At 66.4% G+C, this 19,155-nt stretch carries 18 protein-coding genes; 13 read left to right on the top strand and 5 right to left on the bottom strand.

Annotated elements, in window-relative coordinates; translation table 11 throughout:
• Nucleotides 1-97: 97 nt before the first annotated feature.
• Complete coding sequence (locus GEMRO_RS0109885; protein ID WP_035485071.1) at nucleotides 98-637, top strand: hypothetical protein; 540 nt, start codon at nucleotides 98-100, stop codon at nucleotides 635-637.
• Between the two features lie 51 nt (nucleotides 638-688).
• Here the strand turns inward: GEMRO_RS0109885 and glpK are convergent, their stop codons facing one another.
• Nucleotides 689-2,191: a glycerol kinase GlpK gene (gene glpK / locus GEMRO_RS0109880; RefSeq protein WP_027133847.1), complete on the bottom strand. Its 1,503-nt coding sequence runs from the start codon at nucleotides 2,189-2,191 to the stop codon at nucleotides 689-691.
• 190 nt (nucleotides 2,192-2,381) lie between these two features.
• On the opposite strand from glpK, the gene GEMRO_RS28830 reads away from it, so the two are divergent.
• From GEMRO_RS28830 to GEMRO_RS28825, 3 genes are read left to right on the top strand one after another with little or no spacing between them, the layout of a single operon-like run.
• The gene (locus tag GEMRO_RS28830; RefSeq protein ID WP_169728354.1) at nucleotides 2,382-2,993 is read left to right on the top strand and encodes a precorrin-2 dehydrogenase/sirohydrochlorin ferrochelatase family protein; all 612 of its coding nucleotides are present in this window, start codon (nucleotides 2,382-2,384) and stop codon (nucleotides 2,991-2,993) included.
• A gap of 10 nt (nucleotides 2,994-3,003) precedes the next feature.
• On the top strand, nucleotides 3,004-4,797 hold the full coding sequence (locus GEMRO_RS0109870; RefSeq protein WP_027133846.1) for a diflavin oxidoreductase: 1,794 nt from the start codon (nucleotides 3,004-3,006) through the stop codon (nucleotides 4,795-4,797).
• Between the two features lie 13 nt (nucleotides 4,798-4,810).
• Complete coding sequence (locus GEMRO_RS28825; protein WP_051328904.1) at nucleotides 4,811-6,529, top strand: NADPH-dependent assimilatory sulfite reductase hemoprotein subunit; 1,719 nt, start codon at nucleotides 4,811-4,813, stop codon at nucleotides 6,527-6,529.
• A gap of 102 nt (nucleotides 6,530-6,631) precedes the next feature.
• Here GEMRO_RS28825 and GEMRO_RS32570 read toward each other — a convergent pair whose 3' ends face one another.
• Genes GEMRO_RS32570 through GEMRO_RS0109845 form a run of 4 tightly spaced genes read right to left on the bottom strand, consistent with a single transcriptional unit; the run spans nucleotide 6,632 to nucleotide 11,277 of the window.
• On the bottom strand, nucleotides 6,632-7,675 hold the full coding sequence (locus tag GEMRO_RS32570) for a DUF4340 domain-containing protein (RefSeq protein ID WP_027133845.1): 1,044 nt from the start codon (nucleotides 7,673-7,675) through the stop codon (nucleotides 6,632-6,634).
• 12 nt (nucleotides 7,676-7,687) lie between these two features.
• A complete protein-coding gene (locus tag GEMRO_RS0109855) occupies nucleotides 7,688-9,562 on the bottom strand; it encodes a GldG family protein (protein WP_035485067.1) in 1,875 nt (624 codons plus the stop codon).
• Between the two features lie 4 nt (nucleotides 9,563-9,566).
• Nucleotides 9,567-10,307 (bottom strand): ABC transporter permease, encoded by a 741-nt coding sequence (locus GEMRO_RS0109850; protein ID WP_027133843.1) that lies wholly within the window; start codon nucleotides 10,305-10,307, stop codon nucleotides 9,567-9,569.
• A gap of 16 nt (nucleotides 10,308-10,323) precedes the next feature.
• Nucleotides 10,324-11,277, bottom strand: a complete 954-nt coding sequence (locus GEMRO_RS0109845) for an ABC transporter ATP-binding protein (RefSeq protein ID WP_027133842.1) — start codon at nucleotides 11,275-11,277, stop codon at nucleotides 10,324-10,326.
• A 230-nt stretch (nucleotides 11,278-11,507) separates the two neighbouring features.
• On the opposite strand from GEMRO_RS0109845, the gene GEMRO_RS0109840 reads away from it, so the two are divergent.
• The 9 genes from GEMRO_RS0109840 (at nucleotide 11,508) to GEMRO_RS28805 (ending at nucleotide 19,148) form a co-directional block, all read left to right on the top strand.
• Nucleotides 11,508-12,413, top strand: coding sequence for an ABC transporter permease (locus tag GEMRO_RS0109840; protein WP_027133841.1), 906 nt, complete (start codon nucleotides 11,508-11,510; stop codon nucleotides 12,411-12,413).
• On the top strand, nucleotides 12,410-13,342 hold the full coding sequence (locus tag GEMRO_RS28815) for an ABC transporter permease (RefSeq protein ID WP_035485065.1): 933 nt from the start codon (nucleotides 12,410-12,412) through the stop codon (nucleotides 13,340-13,342). The genes GEMRO_RS0109840 and GEMRO_RS28815 overlap by 4 nt, the downstream gene beginning before the upstream one ends.
• Before the next feature lie 50 nt (nucleotides 13,343-13,392).
• On the top strand, nucleotides 13,393-14,400 hold the full coding sequence (locus tag GEMRO_RS0109830) for an ABC transporter substrate-binding protein (protein WP_407645425.1): 1,008 nt from the start codon (nucleotides 13,393-13,395) through the stop codon (nucleotides 14,398-14,400).
• 296 nt (nucleotides 14,401-14,696) lie between these two features.
• Nucleotides 14,697-14,885: a BrnA antitoxin family protein gene (locus GEMRO_RS33415; RefSeq protein WP_084506780.1), complete on the top strand. Its 189-nt coding sequence runs from the start codon at nucleotides 14,697-14,699 to the stop codon at nucleotides 14,883-14,885.
• Between the two features lie 129 nt (nucleotides 14,886-15,014).
• Nucleotides 15,015-15,926, top strand: a complete 912-nt coding sequence (locus tag GEMRO_RS0109825) for a polysaccharide deacetylase family protein (protein ID WP_027133839.1) — start codon at nucleotides 15,015-15,017, stop codon at nucleotides 15,924-15,926.
• Between the two features lie 3 nt (nucleotides 15,927-15,929).
• Nucleotides 15,930-16,229 (top strand): hypothetical protein, encoded by a 300-nt coding sequence (locus GEMRO_RS0109820; protein WP_027133838.1) that lies wholly within the window; start codon nucleotides 15,930-15,932, stop codon nucleotides 16,227-16,229.
• Nucleotides 16,226-17,263: a CobW family GTP-binding protein gene (locus tag GEMRO_RS28810; RefSeq protein WP_051328903.1), complete on the top strand. Its 1,038-nt coding sequence runs from the start codon at nucleotides 16,226-16,228 to the stop codon at nucleotides 17,261-17,263. Before GEMRO_RS0109820 ends, GEMRO_RS28810 begins: the two co-directional genes overlap by 4 nt.
• Nucleotides 17,264-17,295: 32 nt before the next feature.
• Nucleotides 17,296-17,931, top strand: a complete 636-nt coding sequence (locus GEMRO_RS0109810) for a TetR/AcrR family transcriptional regulator (protein ID WP_027133837.1) — start codon at nucleotides 17,296-17,298, stop codon at nucleotides 17,929-17,931.
• Nucleotides 17,928-19,148, top strand: a complete 1,221-nt coding sequence (locus GEMRO_RS28805) for an efflux RND transporter periplasmic adaptor subunit (protein ID WP_322100039.1) — start codon at nucleotides 17,928-17,930, stop codon at nucleotides 19,146-19,148. Before GEMRO_RS0109810 ends, GEMRO_RS28805 begins: the two co-directional genes overlap by 4 nt.
• Nucleotides 19,149-19,155: the final 7 nt, after the last annotated feature.

Here is a 19,155-nt window from a genome sequence, read left to right as displayed (position 1 = left end):
TCAAAGGGCACTAGCCTGGACCCAGGCCTGCTATAGATGAGCGCGAAAGCGGCGCTCGCCCCAGGGCGCCGGCAGGTTCAAGTTGGAGCACGAATCGATGCGCGAGGCAGTGGCGGTATTCGACGACGCGGTATCGCTGGAAGCGGCGGTCGCCGAACTGCGGGAAAGCGGCTTCGCGGAAGAGGATCTGAGCATTCTGGCGGGCGAAGAAGCCATCCAGGAGAAGCTTGGGCACAGCTATGCGGAAGTCGAGCAGGCCGAGGACGACCCTTCTGCACCGCGCGAGCAGGTGATCCCTGCCTCCGACCTTGCCGCGCACGAGCGCACCTTGGTGAATGCCTACTCGGTCATGCCGATCCTTCTGGGCGCCGGCGTGGTGGTGGCGACCACGGGGCCCCTAGCCGCGCTGGTCGTGGGTGCCGTCGCGGGGGGAACGCTGCTCAGCACCACGCTGGCCGGGCTGATGGATGCCCGTTATGCCGAGCATCTGGACGAACAGTTGCAGAAGGGCCGGGTCCTCTTGTGGGTGCGCACGCCCGACGCCGCGAAGGAGCAGGCTGCGGTGGCGCTGCTGACCAAGCATGCCGGCCACGACGTGCACGTGCACGAAGTGAAGCCGGACCAGCAGAGAAACTGAGGCCAAGTTGCTGGATGTTGGCACTCCACGGCACGCCTTCACCCTTAGCTTTCAATTCCTGTTGCTGCGGACCCGGCTGACCGCATCTCTCCAGCCCGCGACGAGCCTAGTTCTTTCGCTCGTCGCCATGGACGGCGAGAACTGTTGTTCTCGGCTCCAGGATCGGCCGATTTCCTCCAGGTCACCGTAGAGCCCGATGCCCAGGCCAGCCAGATAGGCTGCGCCCAAGGCGGTGGTCTCGATCACTTCGGGACGCTCGACCGGGATGGCACAGATGTCCGCCAGCCACTGGCAGACCCAGTCGTTGGCGACCATCCCGCCATCGACCCGCACCGAAGCCGGCAGACCGGCACCGCCGCTGGCCTCGACATCATCCTTCATCGCGGCCAGGAGGTCGGCGGTCTGGTAGCCAACGGCTTCCAGGCTGGCGCGGACGATGTGGCGGTGGCTGGTGTCCCGGGTCAGGCCGAAGATGGCGCCCCTGGCGTCGGGATCCCAATAGGGAGCGCCAAGGCCGGTGAAAGCCGGGACCAGGTAGACTCCGGCATTATTGTCCAGAGAGCGCGCCATGGCATCGGTCTCTGCCGCGCTCTTGATGACGCCCAGTCCGTCGCGCACCCATTGGATGGCAGCGCCGGCCACGAAAATCGCGCCCTCCAAGGCGTAGGTCACCTCTCCGTTCAGGCGCCAGCACAGCGTGGTCAGCATCCGGTTGCGCGAGGCCACCATCTCCTTGCCGGTGTTGAGCACGGCGAAGCAGCCGGTGCCGTAGGTGCTCTTCATCATGCCGGGCTCGAAGCAGGCCTGGCCGAAGGTGGCGGCATGCTGGTCGCCGGCGATGCCGCGGATCGGAATGGCTTGGCCGAACATGGCGGGGCTCGTCTCGCCGAAATCCCCGGCGCTGTCCCGCACCTCCGGCAGCAATGCCCGCGGAATGCCTAGGCGCTGCAGCAGGTCATCGTCCCATCGCTGGTGCCGGATGTCGAACAGCATGGTCCGGGCGGCGTTGGTCGCATCGGTGGCATGGACCCTGCCGTCGGTCAGGTTCCAGAGCAGCCAGCTGTCGACCGTCCCGAAGGCGAGTTCCCCCCGCTCGGCCATCCCCCTGGCGCCCGGTACATGCTCGAGCAGCCAGGCAAGCTTGGTCCCTGAAAAATAGGAGTCGATCACGAGCCCCGTGCGCTCGCGGACGAGTTCCCCCAGCCCCTCGGCTTCCAGCTCGCGGCAGATCTGGGCGGTCCGGCGGTCCTGCCAGACGATGGCACGGTAGATCGGCCGCCCGGTGGCGCGCTCCCACAGTACGGTGGTCTCACGTTGGTTGGTGATGCCGATCGCCACGATCGGTCGGCTGTTGGCCTTGGCCAGCACCTCGCGGCACACATCGAGCGTGTCCTGCCAGATCTCCGTGGCGTCGTGCTCGACCCGGCCGTCGAACGGGAAGTGCTGGGTGAGCTCCCGCTGCGCGCTGGCAGTAGCCCGGCCAAAGCGGTCGAACAGGATGGCTCGGGTCGAGGTGGTGCCCTGGTCGATAGCGAGCAGCAATTCCCCTGCCATGTCTCCTGCCTCCCGTCGGTGACGCTTCTTGCTTGGCCGTCCAACGATAGCGGCACGCAGGAACAACGGCAATAAACATCAAAATTTATGTATTATAGAATTCCTTACACCATGTAGAATGATAATATTCTCGATTTTACGGAGACGAATCCGTATTCCACGGTCCGGTCGTTCGTCCCAAGGCCCCGCCATGATTCCGATCGCCATTGACCCCCGTCTCGTCCCGATCGCCTTGATAGGGGCAGGTGAAAGCATGCGGCGTCGCATCGACTGGCTGCGCCAGGGTGGTGCCGCGCATCTCACCGTGTTCGCCGAGGACCCCGGCTTGGAGGGCGTTGTTCAGATCGCCCGGATGCCGGAGGCGGAGGAACTAGCGCAGTTCCGGATCATCTGGATTACCGGACTGGATCCGACGATTGCCGAGCCGATCGCCCGGGACGCCCGTGCCGTCGGCCTGCTGGTCAACATCGAGGACCACATGCCCTACTGCGACTTTCACACCCCTGCTTTGGTCCGCCGTGGCGATCTGCTGGTGGCGATTTCCACCGGTGGCAAGAGCCCCGGCCTGGCGATGCGGCTGCGCAGCTGGCTGGAGCGACAGCTCACCGACGAATGGGCGGCACGGCTGGAGACCATCGCGCGCAAGCGGGCCGCCTGGCGCCGAAGGCCCCGCCGCCTGGAGGAACTGGCCACGCTCACCGATGCCGTGATCGACCACAAGGGCTGGCTCGAGCCCATCGATCGCTCTCAACATTCCCATCATGGCGAACCCGCGCCGCTCCTCGCCAACCCCGCGCACTGAGATCCGGACCATGGCCAGCCCGTCCCGCGCCCTGCCGCTCCTGCCCTCGACGGCACCGTTCTCCGACACGGCGATCCAGGCGCTTAACGCCGGACTTGCCGAGAGCAGCCCGGAACAGCGTACCTGGCTTGCTGGCTTCCTGGCCGGTTATGCCGCGGCGACCGGCACTGCACCCGCTGCAGCACAGGGGGTCCCCGCTGCCGGAACCAAGCGCAAGGTTCCGCTGACGATCCTCTATGCTACCGAAGGCGGCAACACGGAGGCATTCGCCCAGAAGTTCGCGAAGACGTCCGCCAAGCAGGGCTTCGCACCCAAGATCCTCGACATGGGCGAGATCGAGCCGGCGGCGCTGGCTGACGTCGAGAACCTTGTCGTGATCGCGTCGACCTGGGGCGAGGGCGATCCGCCGGCGCGTGCCGTGCCGTTCGCCGAGGCGTTCTTCGCCGAGGGAGCGCCGAGGCTGGAAAAGACCCGCTTCGCCGTGCTGGCCCTGGGCGACACCGCCTATACCGAGTTCTGCGCGTTCGGGCGCAGGCTGGACGAGCGGCTGGCCGAGCTGGGTGCGGTCCGGGTGCTGGACCGGGCGGACTGCGACGTGGACTTCGAAGGCCCGGCCGCTTCCTGGTCGGCCGAGGTGATCAAGACATTCACCCCTACCCAGGTCGACGAGCCGAGCGCCGAGATCATCCATCTGGATCGCTTCGCCCGCTCCGACGAGCAGGAATGGAGCGCCAGGCACCCGTTCTTCGCCCCGCTCGCCGAGCGGGTCACGATCACCTCGTCGCGCTCCTCGCGCGAGACAATCCATGTCGAGCTGGACCTGACCGACTCGGCGATCACCTACGAGCCCGGCGACAGCCTCGCGGTGGTGCCGGAGAACGACCCTGCCCTGGTCGAGCGGATCCTGGAGCGGCTGGGCCTGGGTGGCGACGAGGCGCTGGCGCGCGAAATCGTGCGCGGCAAGGACGTGACCACGCTGTCCAGGACCACGCTCGAAGCCTGGAACCGGCTGCACCCCCACGCCCAGCTCGCCGAGATGCTGCAGGGCGACGGCTGGCGCGGCTTCGTGGTCGACCGGCAGCTGATCGACCTGTTCGAGACCTTTGGCGCCCCCATCGGCAAGGAAGAGCTGCTCAAGCTGCTGCGGCCCTTGCCCGCCCGCTCCTATTCCATCGCCAGCGCCCCGTCGGCGCATCCGGAAGCGGCGCACCTGCTGGTGTCGGTGGTCCGCTGGCAGAGCCATGGCTACCAGCGCGCCGGCGTCGCCTCGACCTTCTTGGCCGACCGGATCGGCAAAAACCAGAAGGTCGGGGTGTTCCTGAAGCCCAACCGGCATTTCCGGCTGCCGGCCGACCCGTCGGCCAGGGTGATCATGATCGGCCCCGGCACCGGGGTGGCGCCGTTCCGCGCCTTCCTGCAGCACCGCGCCGAGACCGGGGCGCCCGGCGAGAACTGGCTGTTCTTCGGCGAACGCAACTTCACCCACGACTTCTACTACCAGACCGAGCTGCAGGGCATGAAGGAGGACGGCGTGCTCAACCGCATCGACCTGGCCTTCTCGCGCGACCAGCCGGAGAAGATCTACGTCCAGGACCGCATGTGGCAGCAGCGCAAGGACCTGTGGGCCTGGCTGCAGGACGGCGCCCATTTCTACGTGTGCGGCGACGCCAACCAGATGGCGAAGGACGTCGACCAGACCCTGAACCGCATCGCGATCGAGGAAGGCGGCCTGTCCGACGACAAGGCCAAGGCCTGGCTGCTCGACGCCACCAAGTCCGGCCGCATCCAGCGCGACGTCTACTAGAAGAAGCCGATCCATGAGCACGCTCTCGAAGAACGAGACCATCAAGGAAAAGAGCCGGGGCCTGCGCGGGACGATCGCGGAGGGGCTGACCGACAACATTACAGGCCAGCTGCCCGAGGACGACACCCAGCTCACCAAGTTCCACGGCTTCTACCAGCAGGACGACCGCGACCTGCGCCCGGAGCGGCGCAAGAAGTTCCTGGAGCCGGCCTACAGCTTCATGATCCGCGTCCGGCTGCCGGCGGGGGTGTGCACGCCGGCACAGTGGCTGGCGATGGACGAGATCGCGACTACCTACGCCAACCACTCGCTGCGGCTGACCACACGGCAGACCTTCCAGTTCCACGGGGTCATCAAGACCAACCTCAAGCGCACCATGCAGGCGCTGAACAACGCGCTGGTGGACACGATCGCGGCCTGCGGGGATGTCAATCGCAACGTCCTGGCCAGCTCCAATCCGCATGTCTCCAGGACGCACGAGGAAGCCTACGAGCTCGCCCGGCAGATCAGCGAGCACCTGCTGCCCAGGACCCGCGCCTGGCACGAGATCTGGCTGGACGGCGAGAAGGTCGCCGGCGGCGAGGCAGAGGAGGAGCCGATCTACGGCAAGACCTACCTGCCGCGAAAGTTCAAGGCGGTGGTGGCGGTCCCGCCGGACAACGACGTGGACATCTTCGCCCAGGACCTGGGCTTCATCGCCATCCTGGACAAGAAGGGCAGGATCACCGGCTGGAACGTCACGGTCGGCGGCGGCATGGGCATGACCCACGGCGAGACCGCCACCTTCCCGCGTACCGCCGACGTCATGGGCTTCTGCACCACCGAGCAGGCACTGACCGTGGCCGAGCACGTGGTGACGGTGCAGCGCGACTGGGGCAACCGTTCGGACCGCAAGAACGCCCGGCTGAAATACACGATCGAGCGGCACGGGCTGGACACGTTCCGCGCCGAGGTCGAGAAGCGCTGCGGCTTCAAGCTGGGCGCCCCCAAGCCGTTCAAGTTCGACGACAACGGCGACCGCTATGGCTGGGTGCAGGACCATGCCGGCTCATGGCACTTCACCCTGTTCGTCGAGAACGGCCGGATCAAGGACACCGACGAGAAGAAGCTGCTCACCGCGCTGCGCGAAATCGCCAAGGTTCATGACGGCGAGTTCCGGCTCACCGCGAACCAGAACCTAGTCATCGCCAAGATCGCGCCGGAAAAGCGGCTGCTGATCGAGCAGATGCTGACCGAGTACGGCCTGGTCGGCCAGGAAACGGCGCTGCGCCGCTCGGCCATGGCCTGCGTGGCGCTGCCGACATGCGGCCTGTCGCTGGCCGAGGCGGAGCGCTACCTGCCGGACCTGGTGACTGCGCTGGACGAGACAGTGCGCGAAGCTGGCCTCGAACAGGATTCGATCACCATCCGGATGACCGGCTGCCCGAACGGCTGCGCGCGCCCCTACCTTGCCGAGATCGGCCTGGTCGGCCGCGGCCCCGGCACCTACAACCTGTACCTGGGCGGCGCCTTCGATGGCACCCGGCTGAACAAGCTCTACCGGCGCGACGTCCAGCACGACCGGATCATCGCCGAACTCTCGCCGCTGCTGCGGGCCTATGCAGCCGAGCGGAGCGATGGCGAGCGTTTCGGCGACTTCGTGATCCGCAAGGGCGCGATTGCGGCGACGACAGCAGGCCGCCATTTCCACGACGACCTGCCGCCCGAGGTGGACAGCACGGTGGCGGCCTGACCACCAGCATCAGGAGCAAGGGCGAGCCGCAATGGGCGGCGCTCGCATGGTTGTTTCTACCGCGGCAGGATCCGGCAGGGGCTGGATCCTGCCGATCTCGCCTCAGCTCTCTTCCGGCTTCACCAGAAGGTCGTCGAGTGTCTGGCCAAGCTGCTCGGTGACGTAGCCGCCAACATGGAACACCCAGCCATCGGTCCGAGCGGCAAGGCGCGCCGCTTCCTCCTTCACCTCCGCGGACGCCGTGCTGTCGGCGGTGACCGATCCGACCCGCAGCCAGCTCGCATCGGGCAGGCTGATCCAGGTCAGCACCACCGTCAGCCCATCGAAGGTTTCCACCCGCACCCGTTCCGGCACGTCGGGAAACGCCACCTCCTGGGCGGGACGAACGTCGAGAAGGGTGAGTTGTGAGAGGACCTGCGAAAGTTCCTCCAGCTTGGCCTGATCCGCCGCCTCCTTGGCCGGAACCCCTGCCAGATCGAACTGGGTCGCCTCGGGCCCTGCCCGGCTGGTGGTGACCAGCACCCCGTCCTGCGGCTCCAGCGACACGAGCTTTACCCGCTCAGGCGCGATGTCGATCACTTCGCTGGAGATCCATTCCGCCGCCGAGGTGGGCAGGGTGATCTCGGCATCGGTGAGCCAGGCTTGGTTGTCGTCGGCCAGACGCACATAGGTGCCGGTCCGGCCGGGCCCGAACACGCCGAACGCACGCTTGCCGACCACCAGGTCGGCAACGACCTCGCCCGCCGCGTCCTGGAGCAGGATCCGCCGGGACCGGCTGTCGGGAGCGGCCGGATCGCCCAGTTCCAGCCTCGGCAGCCTTTCGGGCAAGGCGGTCTTCGCCTCGACGATCCGCAGGGTGCCGAGCTTGCGCAGGAGGCCGACGATCGCCTGTTCATCGGCAGCAAAGCCGTTCTTCTGCGCCACGACCCACCCTGCATCCTCCTTCCGCTCCAGGCTCGCGGCACCGTCCGGACCGCTGACATCAATCCGCACCACGTCGTTGATCCGGGGAGCCAGGGTCGGAGCCAGCGGCTGGTCCAGGCTGGTGGAAACCAGCGGCCGGTCCTGCATCACCAGGGCCGCCGTGGCCAGGATCACCGAAACGCCGGCAATGCCGGCCAACATCAGGAAATTGCGGGGCTGCATGCTCTGGCCTCCTCAGCCGCTGGCCGGTCTGAAGTGCTTGCGCGTCCGGCTGCGCCGGACCAGCGCCACCAGGATCGCGACCAGCGCCACCGCGAGCGGCACGGCCAGGATGTTGATCAAGGTAAGGCGATCCTCCAGGCGCTCGATCTCCTGGCGCAGGGCCAGCTGCACGGCGCGTAGTTCAGCGCGCAGTTCCAGCATGCGTGCCCGGAAGCCCTGCACCTCGATCCGCTGCGCCTCCGAAAGCACCAGGCCGTCCTGGTCCTGCCCCAGACCGCCAAGATCCTGGAGCTTGGCCTGCACCTCTTCCAGGTTGGCGGTCAGCTCGTCCTCCTTCACCCGGTAGATCGCCTCGGCATCGCGCTGCAGTTCGTCGATCCGGGTGAAGGGACGCAGGGTGATGTCGCGCCCGCGCAAGGACAGAAGCACTTCGGAGCCGGCCAGCGTGTCCAGGAGGTTCAGGACAAGGTCGGCATTGGAGGCGACCGGCGTCAGACCGGCCTGACCCATGCCCGGTGACTGCGCCAGCCAGGATTGATCCTCCAGGAGATCGGAATCGGCGACCAGCACGATGTTCACCGGCTGCTTCGTTTCGGTCAGATGTGCCGCCGGGTCGGGCGCCGCCGGATCGTCGCTGGCGGGTGCCGCCGGGTAGGCGCTCTCGGTGGGGCCCGTCACCCTAGCCACGAGAGTCAGGGGTTCATTGCCCGGCTGGAAACTGCGCAGCACCTCGATCGGATCCGGATAGGCGCGGATCGGGCCCGCTTCGAGCAGGCCCGCCTCGGGGCCGGTCTGCACCAGCGGCTCGAAGCTGGTGGACGCACCGTCGAGCGGGCGCAGCACGCCCGGCGTCATCATGTTGATGACGTCCAGGTTGGCGACCGCCGGATCGTCGCCGGTGACGTTCTGCTGGCTGAGCGACAGCCAGGGCAGATAGGGCAGCACCTGCTGGCGTCCGCCTTCCTGAGGGATCGAGACCTGCCGGGCCGCATCGGGGTCGGCGGCGATCTGGTCGGGCACTAGTTCCACGCCCCAGGCCGCCAGCAGGCCATCGACCTGGGCGGCAAAATCGCCCGCGACCTGGACGGCAGCCTGGGCCGCTTCCGAATAGGGGTCGACAAAGGCCAGGACCCGGCCGCCGCGCATCACGAACTGGTCGATGGCGTAGAGGTTCTGCTCGGGCAGGTCGTCCGGCTGCACCAGCATCAGCACCTGGATCGCCGGGTCGATGACGTATTCCTCCCCGGTCAGCATCCGCACGTCGTAGAACTGGCGGAGCTGGGTGAGGATCTGCCAGGGCAGCTGGCCGTTCTGCATGCTGCCTTCCAGCGGCAGACCGGTGATGATGCCGAGCACCGGCTTGTCCGGCCGGGAGAGGTTGTAGACCAGCCGGGTCAGGTCATACTCGAGGAACCGCTCCCGGTCCGGGCTCAGCATCGCGATGACGTCGGTGTCGTCGGTAGTGTTGGAGCCGGCGACGCCCAGGAAGGCCGTGGTCTGCTCCGGGCCCGGGATCGGCTGCAGTCCAAAGCCGACAGCCCGGTCCTCCTCCTGGGAGAATGGCTGCGGGTCGATGACCTGGAGTTCGATCTTGCCGCCCGCTGCCTCCGCAAACGACTGCAGCGTGTCACGCGCCTGCTGCGCATAGGTCCACAAGAACGGGTTGGTCTCGCGCAGGAGCGAAGAGACATAGAAGCGCAAGCGCACCGGCTCCTGGATCTCCTCCAGCATGGCGCGGGTGCCGTCCGACAGGGTGAACTGCCGGTTCTCGGTGAGATCGAGCTTCGGGCCGCGCAAGGCGATGCCGGAGAACACGTTGAAGGCGAGGAACGCGATCAGGGCCAGGGGGATGCCCAGGATGGACAGCGTGCGGCGGTCGAGATGCATGATGTCAGCCCGCCTTCTTGAGATCGACCAGGAGTTTGTTCACGAACAGCGCGGTGCCGATCAGGGTGAGCAGGAACACGGCGCTGGTGAGTGGCAGCGAGCCTTTGCTCAGCGCCATGAAGTGGGTGATCAGGCTGAAGGACGCGACCAGGTCGACCAGGAAGTCCGGCGCCCAGGCCCGAAATGCCGCCAGCACCATCTCCACGCCGCTCATCAGGAACAGGAAGCACAAGGCGGCACCGAGCACGAACGCCACCACCTGGTTCTTGCTCACCGCCGACATGCATGAGCCGAGCGAAAGAAAGCAGCCGGCGACCAGCCAGCTGCCCAGGTAGCCCATGACGATCACCCCGTTGTCCGGATCGCCGAGCCAGTTGACGGTGATCCAGATCGGGAAGGTCAGGAGGAGGGCGATGCCGCAGAACACCCAGGCCGCCAGGAACTTGCCCAGGACGAGCGGAAAGCTGCCGACCGGCAGGGTGCTGAGCAGTTCGATGGTCCCTGAGCGACGCTCCTCCGACCAGAGCCGCATCGCCACCGCCGGCACCAGGAACAAATAGAGCCAGGGATGGAACAGGAAGAAGGACGAGAGGTCGGCCTGGCCCCGCTGGAAGAACCCGCCAACATAGAAGGTGAAGGCGCTGGTCGCGGCCAGGAAGATGATGATCAGGACATAGGCCACCGGAGTCGTGAAGTAGCTCGCGAGTTCGCGAGCGAACACGGTCGCGGTCTGACGTAGGCGCATCGCTGAAAGAGCTCCGTCAGTGCGTGGGCTGCATGGTCGTGAGCTTGCGGAACACGTCGTCCAGCCGTCCGGTCTCGATGCGGAAGTCCTGGATCTCGATACCCGCCTCGACCAGCCGGTCGGCGACCACCGAAGCGATCCGTTCTCCCTGGACCGGCACCACCAGGAGGTCGTGACCGTCGGCGGCATGGTTCATCCGGCGGATCTCGTAGATGGCGGGCAGGTCGTCCAGGGCCGCCACGGCCGCGTCGACCTGCTCGGGGAGCAGGCGCAGCGCCACTGCGTCGTGCCATTCCGAGTAGGCCTGGAGCTGCATGGGCGTGGCATCCGCCACGACCCTGCCGCGGGCGATGACGATGGCACGGGTGCAGACGGCACTCACCTCCTCCAGGATGTGGGTGGAGACGATGATGGCCTTCTCCGGAGCCATGGCGGCGATCAGGCCCCGCACCTCGTGCTTCTGGTTGGGATCCAGGCCATCGGTCGGCTCGTCCAGGATCAGGACCGGCGGGTCGTGCAGGATGGCGGCAGCGAGACCGACCCGCCGCTTGAAGCCCTTGGAAAGAGTCTCGATCGGCTTGTAGGCAACCTCGGAGAGGTCGGTGCGGTCGATGACCGTGGCGATGGCATGGCGGCGCAGGCGTCCGGTGATGCCGCGCATTGCTGCCACGAACTCGAACAGGGCAAGAGGGGTCATGTCGCCGTAGAGTGGGGCACCCTCCGGCAAATAACCCAGCGCCCGACGCGCCTCGATCGGCCTTGCCTCGACATCCTCTCCCATGATCAAGGCATGGCCGGAGGACGGCGTCAGGAAACCGGCCAGCATCCGCATCGTGGTCGACTTCCCCGCACCGTTCGGCCCAAGGAACCCGACCACTTCGCCGCGCCGGACGCCGAAACTGATGCGGTCCACCGCCGTGAAGCGGCCGAAATGTCGTGTCAGCTGATCGAGGCGAACCGCCTGCTCCATCGTCCCATCCTACCGGCAACTCCGAAATGGCGCCGCTGTGATCGCCCGGACGCTGTTGGACGTCCAGGCCCTTGCGCGCAAGCGTGATCAACGGTCACGCGGTGGCCCGACCAGCAGCCGAAGCGGCGTCCTTGTCAGTGGGCGTCCCTGTTTATTACCCTTTGGGATCGCAAGAAGCGCCAGGCACTGCCAAAGGCCTGCGCCTGCGTATCGAGGGAGATCTTCATATCATGGCCGCTGCCGCCATTGGCGCCCCCCATGGGGCGAACTGGCTCCGGACCGGACGCACCCTTCCCGTGCTGGTGGTGACGCTTGCGATCCTGGCCATCTGGTATGCGGGAGCGGTCTGGCTCAATGCGCCGCAGGTCGTCGACCGTTATGGCGACGAGCCTTGGACCTGGACGCAGCTGGTCGAAGATAGCTGGGCCATGGACCGCCCGGTCCTGCCGGCCCCGCACCAGGTGCTGGCCGAGCTGAACAAGACGGTGCTCCAGACGGCGGCCACCTCGAAACGGTCCCTGGTTTATCATGCCTGGATCACGCTTTCCGCAACCCTGCTGGGCTTTGTGCTCGGGACCCTGCTGGGCATCCTCCTGGCGGTCGGGATCGTTCACGTGCGCACGCTCGACACCTCGCTGATGCCCTGGGTGATCGCCAGCCAGACCATCCCGATCCTGGCAATCGCCCCGATGGTCGTGGTGGTGCTGGGTTCGATTGGCCTTACCGGCCTCGTGCCCAAGGCGCTGATCTCGATGTATCTGTGCTTCTTTCCGGTTACGATCGGCATGGTGAAGGGCCTGCGCTCCCCGGATGTCCTTTCGCTGGAACTGATGCATACCTGGAGCGCCCGGCCGAGCCAGGTCTTGTGGAAGCTGCGCTGGCCAGCCTCCGTGCCTTTCCTGTTCGCTTCGCTGAAGGTGGCGATCGCGATCAGCCTGGTCGGCGCCATCGTCGGCGAGATGCCGACCGGAGCCCAGGCGGGCATTGGCGCCCGACTGCTCAGCGGCTCCTATTATGGCCAGACCGTGCAGATCTGGGCAGCCCTCGTCATGGGCTCGGTGATGGCGGGCCTGCTGATCGCAGCGATCGCCTGGATGGAGCGGATCACGCTGCGGGCAATGGGAACCAAGCCATGAGCGGACGGCTGGGCATCGGGCTCCTGCTCACGGCGCTGCTGCTGGCCGGCTGCTGGTGGGCGCTGGGCCAGGTCCACACCGGTCCTGTCGGGGCGCCGTTTTGGCTCGTGATCTGCGTGCTGCTGGTGGTCGCGTGGTTCGCGATGGACCGACTGGCCTCGATATCGGGATGGTCGAGGCTGGTGCCCATCATGTTTGGCGCCTGGCTGCTGTTCCTGTGGGAAGTGGCCGTCATCGGCTTCCAGGTGCCAAGGGTGCTCCTCCCGGCGCCCTCGGCGATCGGTAGCGTGTTCGTGGCTTCCCTCGACATGCTGCGCGCGGACTTCGTGCAGACCTTCGTCAGGGCAGTCATACCAGGCTGGGTGATGGGCTGCGGCTCCGGCTTCCTTGTGGCGCTGCTGATCGACCGTTCGCCGTTCCTGCAGCGCGGCCTCCTTCCGATCGGCAACCTGGTCTCGGCACTGCCGATCATCGGGGTGGCCCCCATCATGGTGATGTGGTTCGGGTTCGACTGGCAGTCGAAGGCCGCGGTCGTGGTGATCATGACCTTCTTTCCGATGCTGGTGAACACCACCGCCGGCCTGACCCAGACCAGCGCCATCGAACGGGACCTGATGCATTCCTATGCAGCCAGCTACTGGCAGACCCTGCTGGCGCTGCGCCTGCCTGCGGCCATGCCGTTCATTTTCAATGGCCTCAAGATCAACGCGACCCTGGCGCTGATCGGAGCATTGGTCGCGGAGTTCTTCGGCACGCCGATCGTCGGGATGGGCTTTCGTATTTCCACGGAAGTCGGGCGCATGAACCTGGACCTGGTCTGGGCAACCATTGCGGTAGCAGCCCTGGCGGGCTCGCTAAGCTATGCTCTGCTGGCAGCCATCGAGCGGATGGTCACCTTCTGGCATCCCTCCTATCGTCGCCAGCGTTGAGCGCAAACGGCCCGGGCGCAGATGAACCGGCCGAGGTGGGGAAAGGTTTGCTGATGAGGAATCTGGCACTGGCATTGGTGGCCGTCACCGGCCTCACCGCGGCATCGGCAGCCGAGGCCGCCGACCAACTCACCCTGCAGCTCAAATGGGTCACCCAGGGACAGTTCGCCGGATACTACGTCGCCAAGGACAAGGGCTTCTACGAAGAGGTGGACCTCGACGTGGAGATCAAGCCGGGCGGGCCCGACATCGCCCCTCCCCAGGTCATCGCCGGTGGCGGGGCCGACGTGATCGTCGAGTGGATGCCGGCAGCGCTGGCATCCCGGGAGAAGGGGGTACCGCTCGTCAACATCGCCCAGGTGTTCGAGAAGTCCGGCATGATGCTGACCTGCCGCAAGGACAGCGGGATCGTCGACCCGAAGACGGACTTTCCCGGCCGGACGCTGGGCGTCTGGTTCTACGGCAACGAGTATCCCTTCCTCTCGTGGATGGCCACGCTCGGCATCCCGACAGAGGGTGGCCCGGACGGCGTCACCGTGCTGAAGCAGGGCTTCAACGTGGATCCGCTCCTGCAGCGACAGGCCGACTGCATCTCCACCATGACCTACAACGAGTACGGTCAGGTGCTCGACGCCGGGATCAAGGAGGAGGACCTGACGGTCTTCAAGTACGAGGACCAGGGAGTCGCGACCCTTGAGGACGGGCTGTACACGACCGAGGAGAACCTCGCCGACCCCGAGATGGCGGACAAGCTCGCGCGGTTCGTCAAGGCGTCGATCAAGGGTTGGGAATATGCTGCGGCGAACCCGGACGAGGCGGCCGAGATCGTGCTGGAGAACGATGCCACCGGCGCGCAGACCGAGGCGCACCAGCAGCGGATGGTCCGCGAGATTGCCAAGCTGATCGGCTCGGGCGGTGAAAAGGGAATCGGTTATCTCGATCCGGCGGACTATGAGCGGACCGTCAAGGTGCTGCTCTCCGGCGGCTCAGATCCGGTCATCAGCAAGGAGCCGACCGGCGCCTGGACCCACGACATCTTCGAGGCAGCGCAGAACTGATCTGCGGCCGGGTTTGATGCAGTCATGAAAGGGAGGCCGCCCGTGCATGTCTCGGGCGGCCTTTTGCGTCACCAGCACGATCATTGCATAGGTGCGGCCCGCGCTGCCTCAGGACCGGCCATCATCCACCCATCACATTGGATCGCGTCCGGCGCGGAAATCTCGCTTACGGATATGTGAAAGCGATATTGCATTCGGACTGGCTTTGTCAGACGCTCGGTTCTTGACTTCAAAACAAGAATCACAGGCCCTGTATGTACAGCACCATATCGCGATCGTCGTGTGGCGTAACCTAAATGGACAAGAAGAAGCCCCCAGCTGAAAGAAGACAGATCCCAAAGCAGGCGATCTCACTGCGCGTCGATGTCGATGTGCTGGAATGGTTCAAGTCCGGCGGACCCGGCTACCAGACGCGGATGTTGAAGGTACTGCGCGCCCATGTGCAGTCGGAGCGCGCCAGGTCGTCCCCGCAATCGCCCGCCTGAGCCTCCGTCGCCCGTTCAGATCCCGCGGACGCTCGCTTTTCCGGCGGGCTGGACCCAGATGCATGAGTCTGACCGCAGGTGAGCGCGGCCCAGGCACGTCCGGCGCGCTGGTGGAGGGAGAGTTCCGTCATGGCCAAGGAAATTTTCTGCGCGTTCGGCGTGGATGTGGATGCCGTCGCCGGCTGGCTCGGCTCCTATGGCGGCGAGGACAGCCCCTGCGACATCAGCCGGGGCATGTTCAGCGGCGAGGTAGGCGTGCCGCGCCTGCTCGAGTTGTTCAGGCGCTTTGGCATCGACACCACGTGGTTCGTGCCCGGCCATTCCATCGAAACCTTCCCAAGCCAGATCGAAGCCGTAGCCCGCGCCGGCCACGAGATCGGCATGCATGGCTACAGTCACGAAAATCCGATCGCCCTGACACCCGCCCAGGAAGAGGAGGTTTTCGACAAGTGCATCGAAGTGATCGAGAAGGTCGCAGGGAGAAAGCCGGTCGGCTATGTGGCGCCGTGGTGGGAGTTCGGGCCGAAGACGAATGAGTTGCTGCTGAGCAAGGGCATCAAGTACGACCACAGCCTGATGCACGACGACTTTACCCCCTACTATGCCCGGGTCGGCGACAGCTGGACCAAGATCGACTACTCGCAGAAGCCCGAGACCTGGATGAAGCCGCTCCAGCGCGGGCGGACCACCGACCTGATCGAGATACCTGCTTCCTGGTATCTCGACGACCTGCCGCCGATGATGTTCATCAAGGCGTCTCCGAACAGCCACGGCTTCGTCAATCCGCGCCATCTCGAAGAGATCTGGCGGGATCAGTTCGACTGGGTCTATCGCGAGATGGACTATGCCGCGTTCACCATCACCATCCACCCGGACGTGTCCGGCAAGCCGCAGGTCCTGCTGATGCTGGAACGGATCTTCCAGCACATCTCCAAGCATCCCGGCGTGCGCTGGACGACGTTCGAGACGATCGCCGACGATTTCGCCCGCCGCCATCCCCGGCACGAGACCCCTGCGGGCGATCCGGCCGCGGGCATCTGAACCATGTGCGGCCTGTGCGGGGTGCTCGCCGTCGAGCACTGGAGCGATCACCGGGCGGTCGGGGGCGGTGCCACCTTCCGCCAGGCGCGGGAGCGGCGCGCCGCCCTGGCCTCGGCCGTCCTTTCGCCCCGGCGCGCACGGGTTGCCGACTGGCAGGGCGCCAAGATGCAACTGACAACCGCCACCGGCCGGGTCGAGCTTGCCGATACCCTGGCCGATCTCTGGCACCGGGTCGATCGGGTGATGGGGCCGGTCGACCCGCTCGACCCGGCTTTCCTCGACCGCCTGGACGGCATCGCTTGAGCGGCAGGGGCGACAAGATCCCGGTCGACCTGCTGACCGGGTTTCTCGGCAGCGGCAAGACCACCCTGCTCGCACGCCTGCTGGCCAGCCCGGCCTTTGCCGACGCCGCCGTTCTCATCAACGAGTTCGGCATGGTCGGGCTCGATCACCTTCTGGTGGAAGCGGTCGATCCGGACACGCTGCTGCTCTCATCCGGCTGCATCTGCTGCACGATCCGGGATGACTTGGCGACCGCGCTGCGGGAACTCTGGGCCAAACGCGAGCGGGGGCAGGTTCCACCTTTCCGCCGGGTGGTGATCGAGACAACCGGCCTTGCCGACCCGACGCCGATCGTCGCGATCGTGGGGGTCGATCCGATGCTGCGCTGGCATTTCCGGATCGGCCGCGTGATCGCCACGGTCGACGCTGTCGCCGGACGGGCGACCCTGGCGCGCCACGATGAGAGCCGGCGGCAGGCGGCGATCGCAGACCGGCTGGTCGTGACCAAGGCGGATCTTGCCGAGGCGACGGAACTGTCAGCGCTTGAGGGCGTGCTTCGCGAGATCAATCCTGCGGCTCCGATCGCCCGGGCCGTGGCCGGCGAACTACCCGATGCCGCAGCCTTCCTGGACGCGCCGGCCGATGAACGCGAAGTTCGGCGGTGGCTTGCCCATGTCCCTGCCGGGCCTCGCCACGGCCAGATCGGCAGCTTTGTCCTGGCCCAGGACGAGCCGATCGAGTGGGCTGCCTTCGGCGTGTGGCTGAGCCTCCTGCTGCATCGTCACGGCGACCGCATCCTGCGCGTGAAAGGCCTCGTCCACACCACGGACCACCCCTCTCCGGTGGTCCTTCAGGGCGTCCAGCACGTCGTCTATCCGCCAAGCCATCTTCCGGCATGGCCGGACGGGCAGGTGGGGACACGGCTGGTGTTCATCGGCCAGGACCTGGACCCGGTGCTGATCCGCCGTTCCTTCCACAGCTTCCAGCGCCTCGGGCGCGCCGCAGCCGGCGGACCGGCAGGAAGCGATCGACTGGTCAATCCCGCCACGGCTTGAAAAACGAACGTTCGTTCGATATAACCTGTCGCATGCCTCGCCTGACTGACGACCAGCAGGGCGAGCGGCGCGCCCATATCCTCAGCGCCGCCTGCCGCTGCTTCACACGTGACGGGTTCCACCGCACCTCCATGCAAGCCATCTGCAAGGAGGCGGGGGTGAGTCCCGGCAAGCTCTATCTGTACTTTCCCAGCAAGGAAGCCCTGATCGCAGGGATGATCGAGGCGGACCGGACCGAGCTCGCCGCGGCGTTCTCCATGGCCGCTCGGTCGAGCGACGTGCTGACGGCCATGACGGCGGTGGGCCGTCGCTACTTCGTTGACGAGCCGCGCACCAAGTCGATGCTGACGCTGCAGATCTGGGCGGAAAGCGCTCGCGACCCGGTAATCCGGGCGCTGTGCATCGGCATCGAGCGCGAGGTGCGCCAGAACCTCATGTTCCTGTGCGAGACCCTGCGGGACCAGGGCAGGGTCGCCCCCGACGTCGACATCGATGCGGTGGTCGACGTCCTGATGCTGATGAGCGACGGGATCTTCAAGAGTCGGGCGCTCGACCCGACCTTCGACTGCGAACGCGCCATGGCCAGCCTTCTGGGCGTCCTCGCTTCCGGCTTGGCCGGTCACCTGAACCCGGGCAGGACCATCACCGAAGTGGAGCAGATCGCGTGACACGCTCACCAGCCACTCTCGCTCGAACTGTCCTGACAGCGGTGCTCGTTGCCTGGGGCAGCGCCGCCGCCGCGGAAGCGCCCGAGCCTGCAGCTGGGGTTGTGGCGCCCACGGTGACGGTCGTGACGGCAGCCGAGCGCGAGCTGGTGGCGCAGATCGTGGTGACTGGGACTCTGGCCGCACGTGACGAGGTGCTGGTAGGCCCGGAGATCGACGGCTCACGCATCGTCGAACTCCTCGTGGAGGAAGGCGATCGCGTGGCGAAGGGCCAGGTCCTGGTCCGCCTGTCGCGTGACCTCTGGGATGCCCAGCTCGCATCCATCGACGCCATGCTGGCCCGTGCCGAGGTAAGCGTTGCAGTGGCGCAGAGTCAGGTCGACGAGGCTGCTGCGGCGGCGGCCCAGGCTCAAGCGGATTTCGAGCGGGCTCAGGCGCTCGCCCGGAGGGGCAATACTTCCGAGGCGATCCTGGATGAACGCGAGGCCGCAGCAAGCTCGGCGCGGGCACGGGTCGCCACAGCCCAGCAGAGCGTCCGGCTGGCGGAGGCTCAGGTGGCGGAGGCGCGGGCCAAGCGCACCGAGATCATGGTCCAGATCGGGATGACCGAGATCAGGGCGCCGGCGGCCGGACGCATCAGCGAACGGCGGGCCCGCCTTGGCGCGCTGGCAGCGATGAACGGCGAGCCCTTGTTCCGGATCATCAAGGACAACGAGATCGAACTGCAGGCCCAGGTGGCCGAGACGATGCTGGCGACGCTGGAGCCGGGCCAGCCCGTCAACATCACCCCCACCGGACGCGACCATGCGATCCCGGGCGAGATCCGGCTGATCACCCCGCAGATCGACCCCCAGACCCGGCTCGGCAAGGTCAAGATCAGCCTGGAAAGCTCCGAGGGCCTGACCCTCGGCACGTTTGCCCGAGGCCGCATCGAGATCGCGCGTGAAGAGGGTGTGGTGGTGCCCATCAGCGCGGTTCAGTTCGCTCCCCGCCATCAGGAGGTGCAGGTCGTGCAGGACGGTCAGGTCGAGACCCGGATCGTCACGCTGGGACTGCGCACCAACGAGGCAGCCCTGATCGAGAGCGGCCTGGAGGCTGGAGAGAAGATTGTGGCGGTCTCCGGTACGTTCCTGCGCGATGGCGACAAGGTGCGGCCAGTCGAAGTCGAGGATCCGACGGTGCCGCTGGCCGGTGGCACTGAAGTCAGCGTCAAGAGCTGAGCGAAAG

The organism is Geminicoccus roseus DSM 18922 (assembly GCF_000427665.1).
GTDB classification, from domain to species: domain Bacteria; phylum Pseudomonadota; class Alphaproteobacteria; order Geminicoccales; family Geminicoccaceae; genus Geminicoccus; species Geminicoccus roseus.
This window is presented reverse-complemented; position numbering and strand designations above follow the sequence as displayed.